This window comes from Mesorhizobium sp. M1E.F.Ca.ET.041.01.1.1, from assembly GCF_003997355.1.
Taxonomy (GTDB): Bacteria; Pseudomonadota; Alphaproteobacteria; order Rhizobiales; family Rhizobiaceae; genus Mesorhizobium.
Window position 1 is genome coordinate 1 of the sequence record NZ_RZSL01000310.1, and the last position, 7,391, is coordinate 7,391.

General features: G+C 64.4%; 10 protein-coding genes. 1 reads left to right on the forward strand and 9 read right to left on the reverse strand.

Translation table 11 applies throughout. From position 1 onward, the window contains the following. The 6 genes from EOA38_RS22535 to EOA38_RS22560 all read right to left on the reverse strand — a co-directional run. On the reverse strand, positions 1-266 hold a 266-nt coding region (locus tag EOA38_RS22535; protein ID WP_245480896.1), incomplete at its 3' end, for an MFS transporter. Between the two features lie 229 nt (positions 267-495). Beyond that, a complete protein-coding gene (gene grxD / locus EOA38_RS22540) occupies positions 496-831 on the reverse strand; it encodes a Grx4 family monothiol glutaredoxin (protein WP_059185116.1) in 336 nt (111 codons plus the stop codon). A 151-nt stretch (positions 832-982) separates the two neighbouring features. Then, complete coding sequence (locus tag EOA38_RS22545) at positions 983-1,216, reverse strand: BolA family transcriptional regulator (RefSeq protein WP_126093611.1); 234 nt, start codon at positions 1,214-1,216, stop codon at positions 983-985. 117 nt (positions 1,217-1,333) lie between these two features. Continuing rightward, the gene (locus EOA38_RS22550; protein WP_127300294.1) at positions 1,334-1,858 is read right to left on the reverse strand and encodes a hypothetical protein; all 525 of its coding nucleotides are present in this window, start codon (positions 1,856-1,858) and stop codon (positions 1,334-1,336) included. After that, on the reverse strand, positions 1,855-4,086 hold the full coding sequence (gene purL / locus EOA38_RS22555; RefSeq protein ID WP_127300295.1) for a phosphoribosylformylglycinamidine synthase subunit PurL: 2,232 nt from the start codon (positions 4,084-4,086) through the stop codon (positions 1,855-1,857). Before purL ends, EOA38_RS22550 begins: the two co-directional genes overlap by 4 nt. Before the next feature lie 142 nt (positions 4,087-4,228). Continuing rightward, the gene (locus tag EOA38_RS22560; RefSeq protein ID WP_126093614.1) at positions 4,229-5,638 is read right to left on the reverse strand and encodes a PLP-dependent aminotransferase family protein; all 1,410 of its coding nucleotides are present in this window, start codon (positions 5,636-5,638) and stop codon (positions 4,229-4,231) included. 94 nt (positions 5,639-5,732) lie between these two features. Between EOA38_RS22560 and EOA38_RS22565 the strand changes: the two genes are divergently transcribed. Then, positions 5,733-5,975 (forward strand): DUF1127 domain-containing protein, encoded by a 243-nt coding sequence (locus tag EOA38_RS22565; protein WP_127300296.1) that lies wholly within the window; start codon positions 5,733-5,735, stop codon positions 5,973-5,975. 17 nt (positions 5,976-5,992) lie between these two features. On the opposite strand, the gene EOA38_RS22570 is transcribed toward EOA38_RS22565, so the two are convergent. The 3 genes from EOA38_RS22570 to EOA38_RS22580 form a co-directional block, all read right to left on the reverse strand. Further along, the gene (locus EOA38_RS22570; protein WP_127300297.1) at positions 5,993-6,622 is read right to left on the reverse strand and encodes a Pr6Pr family membrane protein; all 630 of its coding nucleotides are present in this window, start codon (positions 6,620-6,622) and stop codon (positions 5,993-5,995) included. Positions 6,623-6,629: 7 nt separating this feature from the next. After that, positions 6,630-7,040, reverse strand: a complete 411-nt coding sequence (locus EOA38_RS22575) for a hypothetical protein (RefSeq protein ID WP_127300298.1) — start codon at positions 7,038-7,040, stop codon at positions 6,630-6,632. Between the two features lie 44 nt (positions 7,041-7,084). Next, positions 7,085-7,391: phosphoribosylformylglycinamidine synthase subunit PurQ (locus tag EOA38_RS22580; protein WP_189434811.1), on the reverse strand; the 307-nt coding region annotated here is incomplete at its 5' end.

Consider the following 7,391-nt stretch of genomic DNA (forward strand, 5'->3'; position numbering starts at 1 on the left):
GCACGGCAGGCAAGCAGCACGGCGAAGGTCGGGGCAATCGCCGCGGCGGCCACTGCCGCGACATAGATGATAAGGCCGGCAACCAAAGGCGCGCGACGCCCGAAACGATCGGAGATCGGACCGAAGAAAAGCTGCCCGCCGCCGAAGCCGAGGATATAGGCGGTGATGACGTATTGGCGATGGTTTTCATTCTCGACGCCGAGCGAGGCGCCGATCTGCTGCAGGGCCGGCAGCATGATATCGATAGCCAGGGAGTTGAGCGCCATCAGCGCCGCGCAGAGCGCAATGAATTCCCAGCGCGGAATGGGCAGAGCCCGTTGCGACGCTTCTATCTGCTTGTCCACGGCAAAATCCGATCTTTCAAACGAACATGCGCCGGTGGACCGGCGCATCGGTTCGTCTCGTTCCCGGAGTCGGGAACTACATTGCCGAGGTGGGGGCGGCCCCGGGGGCCTCGTGACCGCCGGCTAAATTGCCGGCCGCCGCGAACTCAACTCAGGCGGCGCCTTTGACGCTGACGCCCTTTTCGACCAGGAAGTCCTGCAACTCGCCGGCCTGGAACATCTCGCGCACGATATCGCAACCACCGACGAACTCGCCTTTGACGTAGAGCTGCGGAATGGTCGGCCAGTTGGAATAGTCCTTGATGCCCTGGCGCAGTTCCGCCGAGTCGAGCACGTTCACGCCTTTGTAGTCGGCCCCGATATAATCGAGGATCTGCACCACCTGGCCGGAAAACCCGCACTGCGGGAAGCCGGGCGTGCCCTTCATGAAAAGCACGACGTCGTTGCTCTTCACCTCGTTGTCGATGTAGTCGTTGATGCCGGTCATGGACGATCCTTTCACGCCTGTGGGAGCCAGGCTCGAAACATGTCCATCAAATAAACCCATAGGTTGGCCGAAACAAGACGTTAGCCGTGACGCTACCGCGATGGCGCAAGGGATAACGCGGTTTTGGGCTAAGGCAGAGTGGCGATAGGTCTCAGTCCGGAACGCTGGTCTGCAGGGCCAGCGCGTGCAGCACGCCGCCCATATTGCCCTTCAGCGCGTCGTAGACCATCTGGTGCTGCTGCACCCGGCTTTTGCCGCGGAAGCTTTCGGCCACCACCTCAGCCGCGTAGTGGTCGCCGTCGCCGGCCAGATCGCGAATCGTCACCTTGGCGTCCGGAATGCCCTGCTTGATCAGCCGTTCGATGTCGTGCGCGTCCATTGCCATGAAAAAAATCCTGTTTTCTCGCCGGGGAGCGGTGCAGCAGCCCGTGCGATGAGAGTCGGTACTGAGCGTAGAACCTTTCCGGTCCGGATTGAAGCCGTTCCATCCATGACCGAGGGCTCATGGGACATCCTGGTGCGGATGAGCCGCATCGTCGGCGGGCGCGTCCTCACGCGTCGAGAAGGCGCGGCCAAGGCTGAAGGTCAGCACATAGAGCGGGACGTTGATCGCGATACCGACTACCGGCAAGTAACTCGTCCATTGCCAGGCCGGGGAGAAAAACGGCTGGCCGTAGCCATCGCACATAAGCGAGGAACCATACGCCCAAAGCACTCCGATGACGATCGTAACGGCAAAGAGCTTGGCGCAGGTGACGATCTGCCTTGCCCGAGCCAGCTCCGGCAAAAGCCGCCCCCACAGGACCAGGCACACTATCGGAACCGCATAGACGAGGCTCTGAACGGCCAGCATCGGAAGGGTGCCGTTGGCCGCGGCAACGAATTCCGATCGCGTTTCCAGCCGCGGACAAACTTCGCTCGAGGTCGTCGACAGCAGGAGAAAGACGAACGGGCCGAGAAACCAGAAAAAGAACAGCGACGGCCAGAAAACGACTGCAAGCAGCGCCCGGGCCGCCAGCCTGGTCAAATGGCCTGATCCATGAAGCGCGGGAACCAGCTCTCATGGGCGGCGGTCAGTTCGCTGACCGGTATCGCGCGGGCATCGCCGAGTTTCAGCGTGTCGCCGCCGGTCGTGCCGATCCACGGCGCGAAGATACCGAGCTTGCCCTGCTCCTCGCGGATCCTGTCCCATTCGCCGCTTTGCGGGTCGATCGACAGCGTCAGCAGATAGCGGCCCTGGTCCTCGCCGAACCAGACCGGGATCGGGTCGGTGCCGGTAAGACCCGGTATGGTGGCGCCGATGCCGGACGCCATCGCCATTTCGGCCAGCGCCACGGCAAGCCCGCCGTCCGAGAGGTCGTGCGCGGCGGTGACGATGCCGGAGGCGATCAGCGCCCGTACATGATCGCCGACGCGCTTTTCGTGCGCGAGGTCGACCGGCGGCGGCGGGCCGTCGGCGCGGCCGTGGATGTCGCGCATATAGACGGACTGGCCGAGATGGCTGCCCCAGCTCGGCGGCGCGCCGACCAGCACGATCATCTGGCCCTCGGCGGCAAATCCGATGCGGGCCATTTTCGACCAGTCGGCGATCAGCCCGACGCCGCCGATGGTCGGCGTCGGCAGGATGCCGCGACCGTTGGTTTCGTTGTAGAGCGAGACATTGCCGGAGACGATCGGGAAGCCGAGCGCGCGGCAGGCATCGCCGATGCCCTTCACCGCGCCGACGAGCTGGCCCATGATCTCGGGGCGCTCCGGATTGCCGAAATTGAGATTGTCGGTGGCGGCAAGCGGCAAGGCGCCGGTGGCGGTGAGATTGCGCCAGCATTCGGCCACGGCCTGCTTGCCGCCTTCATAGGGATCGGCCTCGCAATAGCGCGGCGTGACGTCGGAGGAGAAGGCGAGCGCCTTGGTCGGATGGCCCTCGACGCGCACCACGCCGGCGTCGCCGCCGGGGAGCTGCAGCGAATTGCCCTGGATCAGCGTGTCGTACTGCTCCCACACCCAGCGGCGCGAGGACAGATCCGGCCCGCCAAGCAATTTCAGCAGCGCATCGGCGACATCGCTCTTGGGCGCGTCATTGGCGGCGAGCGGCGCGGGCTTCCTCGTCTCGACCCAGGGGCGGTCATATTCCGGCGCCTGGTCTCCCAGTTCCTTGATCGGCAGGTTGGCGACCTCGTCGCCCTGGTGCAACACGCGGAACCGCAAGTCGTCGGTCGTCTTGCCGACGATGGCGAAATCGAGGCCCCATTTGTGGAAGATCGCCTCGGCCTCTCTCTCCTTTTCGGGGCGCAGCACCATCAGCATGCGCTCCTGACTTTCCGACAGCATCATCTCGTAGGCGCTCATGCGCTCCTCGCGCACCGGCACCTTGTCGAGGTCGAGCTCGATGCCGAGGTCGCCCTTGGCGCCCATCTCCACAGCCGAGCAGGTGAGGCCGGCCGCACCCATATCCTGGATGGCGATGACGGCACCCGAGGCCATCAGCTCGAGGCAGGCCTCCAGCAGGCATTTCTCGGTGAAGGGGTCGCCGACCTGCACGGTCGGACGCTTCTCCTCGATCTTGTCGTCGAATTCGGCCGAGGCCATGGTGGCGCCGCCGACGCCGTCGCGCCCGGTCTTGGCGCCGAGATAGACGACCGGCAGGCCGACGCCCTTGGCCTGCGACAGGAAGATGGCGTTGGTCTTGGCGAGACCGGCCGCGAAGGCATTGACCAGGATATTGCCGTTGTAGCGCGGATCGAAATTGACCTCGCCGCCGACGGTCGGCACGCCGAAGGAATTGCCGTAGCCGCCGACGCCCGAAACCACGCCGGCGACCAGATGCCGGGTCTTGGGATGGTCCGGCGCGCCGAAGCGTAGCGCGTTCATTGCCGCAACCGGCCGCGCGCCCATGGTGAAGACGTCGCGCAGGATGCCGCCGACGCCGGTCGCCGCTCCCTGATAGGGCTCGATGTAGGACGGATGGTTGTGGCTCTCCATCTTGAAGACGACGCAGTCGCCGTCGCCGATGTCGACCACACCGGCATTCTCGCCCGGTCCCTGGATGACTTGCGGGCCGCTTGTGGGCAGCGTGCGCAGCCATTTCTTGGAAGACTTGTAGGAGCAGTGCTCGTTCCACATCGCCGAGAAGATGCCGAGCTCGGTGAAACTCGGTTCGCGGCCGACCAGGTCGAGGATGCGCTGATATTCATCGGGCTTCAGCCCGTGCGCGGCGACGAGTTCGGGAGTGATCGGCACGGAATTGGAAATGGTCATGAGCAGCGATTGGTATCCGTGGGAGGGGGATTTTCTGAGTCTCCTCTTATCGCAAGCTTTCGCGCGATACACCCCACCGGATGACGAAAAACGCCGGAAAACCACTGCGTCGGCGACTGCCCGACGGACAGTGCCGGGCGGATCAGGAAAAACTGTCGTAGCCGGCGCGGCCTTCGTCGAGCAGGCGGCGGATGACCGCGACGCCGCCGGCGACATCCTTGCTGTGCCGGGGTTGCGACACGCCGAAGCGGACGCTGTGGAAGACCTGCTCGGAGCGACCGGCCTTGAACTCGTCCTCGTCGTCGATGAGCACGCCTTGCGCCAGGCTGGCATTCTTGAAGGTGCCGGAGAGCCAGGGATCAGGCAAGGTCAGCCAGACGAAGGGCACATTGTCTCTTGTCTTGAAATCGAACCCAGCCAGCGTCTCGCGCACGATATGGAGACGGGCCTGGATTTCGGCAATGCAGCGCTTGCGGATCTCGCCCGCCTGGCCGGATGTCACCAGCCTGGTACCCACCTCCGCCAGCAGGAAAGGCAGGCCGCCGGTCATCATCTTGTGGGCGACGCGGATGCGGTGGCGGTAGGCCGGTGGGCAGGACAGCCAACCGCCACGCACGCCGGCCGCGACCGACTTCGACAGACCGCCGGCGACGATCGTGCGCTCGGGCGCGTACTCGGCAAGCAGCGGCGTCGGATCGTCGGTCAGCTCGCCATAGAGATCGTCCTCGATCAGCACGACATTGTACGCGCGCGCGATGCGCGCGATCGCCTGGCGCCGTTCCGCCGAAAGCGTCACCAGCGTGGGGTTCTTCGCCGTCGGCATCACGAACATCATCTTGGGGTGTTTTTGCGCGCAGACGCGCTCGAAATCGTCGGGGTCGATGCCTCCATCGTCCGCTGCAACCAAAGCGGTGCGGCGTCCGATCAGTCCGGCGCTGCGCGAGATCTGCGAATAGGTGAGATGCTCGAAGACGACATAGTCGCCGGGCATGGTGAGCGCGGCGATCGCCGCCATCACGGCGGCGTGGGTGCCCAGCGTCGGCACGATTGAATCGGGCGAGGGGCGGAAGGAATTTCGCGCCAGCCAATGGCTGCCCGCCTCGTACCAGCGTTCGGGAAAATCCCTGGTGTAGCTCGAAATGTCGTGGGGATGGTCCTGCGCCGTCCGCGCCAAGATTTCGGCGATGACTGCGCCCTGGCCGACATCGGGCGCGGCGGTGCTGTCGAAGCGCAGCTTGCCCGTCGGCGCATCGATGGGGCGTGTGCCCAGGACGGCAGGCTCCAGATCCGGCTTCGAATCTCCGGCGCGTTGGGCGAGCACATAGGTACCGCGCCCAACTTCGCCGCTCACCAGCCCGCGTTCGCGCAGCAACTGGTAGGCTCTGCCGATCGTGCCGACCGTCGTGCCGATGTCGTAGGCGAGGTCGCGCTGGGGTGGCAGTTTTGCACCGGCATCGATGACGCCCTTGTCGATATCTGACTCAATGCTGTCAGCAAGACGCTGATACAGCGGACCGGAGCCGGAGGAGAGATCGGGGAGCCAATTTGTCATGGTAACAATTTTCTATATTGCACCGCGTGATGAGTCAATCGATATGAGATTGCGCGCAGAAAAGGTACAATTCATCAGACTGGCAGATCGAAAAATGAATACAATTGATACATTCCACCACGGCGGCGCCGAATTGCACAATCGCCCGTCGGTCCGCCGCGGGTTCATCGACCGTATCGTCTTCGTGCTCGGCTCCATCGCCAGGCAGATCGACCGCATGCTGCAGCGCCGCCGCGGGCGCCTGGCACTCCTGGAGATGACCGACGAGCAGCTCAAGGATATCGGCATCTCGCGCTGCGATGCTCACCACGAAGGCATCAGGCCGTTCTGGGAGTGACCGCGCCGGCTTGCGGATCATTTCCGCAGCCGGGCGATGCCGTGATCGACAAGCACGGCGAGCGCGCACAGCACGAGAAACAAAGCTGTCGTGGTCAGCGCCGATATGGCGACGCTGGCCGCGCCGTTCTTAGCTACGTCGAGGAAGGGGTAGGGCACCTCGCCGGCGAATGGGGCCCGTATCAACGCATAGGCGAGATAGGCCAGCGGATAGATCATCCACCAGGAGATGTCGCGCCAGCGCGTGCTGCCGTCCGCGCCCGCGATCAGCCACCACAGCACGAAGATGAGCGGCGTCACATAGTGGAGCAGGATATCGCACAGCAGGAACAGGCCTTCCGGCGCCCAAAGGCGCGCCAGTGCCGTCGAATAGACGATGAAGACCAGGGTGATGGCAACCGCGACGCCGGCCCGCATGCGCCGCCCGGCGAACGCCGGGAACCAGGCATAGCCGGCAGGCGACAGCAGCGAAGCATGCACCAGCACCGCCGCAATGTTGGTCAGGATGGTGAAGAAGCTGAAATAGAAGACGATCGAGCCGAGCAGGCTGTGGCCCGCCGCCATCGACGCGGGTATGGTGATGGCGAATTGCAGGACGAGCGCTATCAGTCCGATGACCAGTCCCGCCATCTGCAGGAACCGGCCCATTCGGGGCTCACGCGGCGGCGGCGCAGGACGGATTGCCGGCCTGCCAGCGGGCGATGTCGGCGCCGATGCGCGCGCCGAGCGGTTCGGCCATCAGCGGCCCGAACACGTCCACCTTGCTGGAATTGCCCTGCGCCTGCACGACCAGCAGCGGCTTGCCACCATAATGCTTGGCCGGCACCAGCAGGAAACGCGGCGTGCCGCTGTAGGAGTTCAGCTCATTGGCCATCTGATAGGATTTGAAGGCTGGATCCTTGCTGGCGATCCAGCATTTATGGGCGGCGATCGCAACCTGCTCCATTGCAAGGAGCGAGGCGCTCTTGCCCGACGGCGCCGGCGCGGACTTCGAACCGGACTGGCACGATGTCAGCACAATCCCGGCGGCGGCCACGAGAGCAAGGCGAGCAATCGTCAGTCTCATGGTCAGTCCGCCCCCGCGTTCTTGAAGGAATTGTCTGGAAAGGATCAAGCGGCGATGCCGAGCGCGCCTTCGAACAGCGCCCGTCCGTCGCTGCCGCCATGCGCCGCCTCGATCAGGTTCTCCGGATGCGGCATCAGGCCGAGCACATTGCCCTTGTCGTTGACGATGCCGGCGATGTCGTTGATCGAGCCGTTGGGGTTGGTGCCTTCGGCATAGCGGAACACCACCTGGCCTTCGCCTTCGAGGCGCGCAAGCGTCTCGGCATCGGCGAAGTAGTTGCCGTCATGATGGGCCACCGGCGAGCGGATGATCTCACCCGGCTTATAGCGGCGGGGGGAAATGGGGTTGGGG

Bases quoted from the DNA above. Each gene is read 5' to 3' on its own strand.
- grxD (WP_059185116.1), bottom strand. From the start codon at position 831: ATGACCGGCATCAACGACTACATCGACAACGAGGTGAAGAGCAACGAC.
- EOA38_RS22570 (WP_127300297.1), bottom strand. From the start codon at position 6,622: ATGGGCCGGTTCCTGCAGATGGCGGGACTGGTCATCGGACTGATAGCG.
- EOA38_RS22565 (WP_127300296.1), top strand. From the start codon at position 5,733: ATGAATACAATTGATACATTCCACCACGGCGGCGCCGAATTGCACAAT.
- EOA38_RS22560 (WP_126093614.1), bottom strand. From the start codon at position 5,638: ATGACAAATTGGCTCCCCGATCTCTCCTCCGGCTCCGGTCCGCTGTAT.
- purL (WP_127300295.1), bottom strand. From the start codon at position 4,086: ATGACCATTTCCAATTCCGTGCCGATCACTCCCGAACTCGTCGCCGCG.
- EOA38_RS22575 (WP_127300298.1), bottom strand. From the start codon at position 7,040: ATGAGACTGACGATTGCTCGCCTTGCTCTCGTGGCCGCCGCCGGGATT.
- EOA38_RS22545 (WP_126093611.1), bottom strand. From the start codon at position 1,216: ATGGCAATGGACGCGCACGACATCGAACGGCTGATCAAGCAGGGCATT.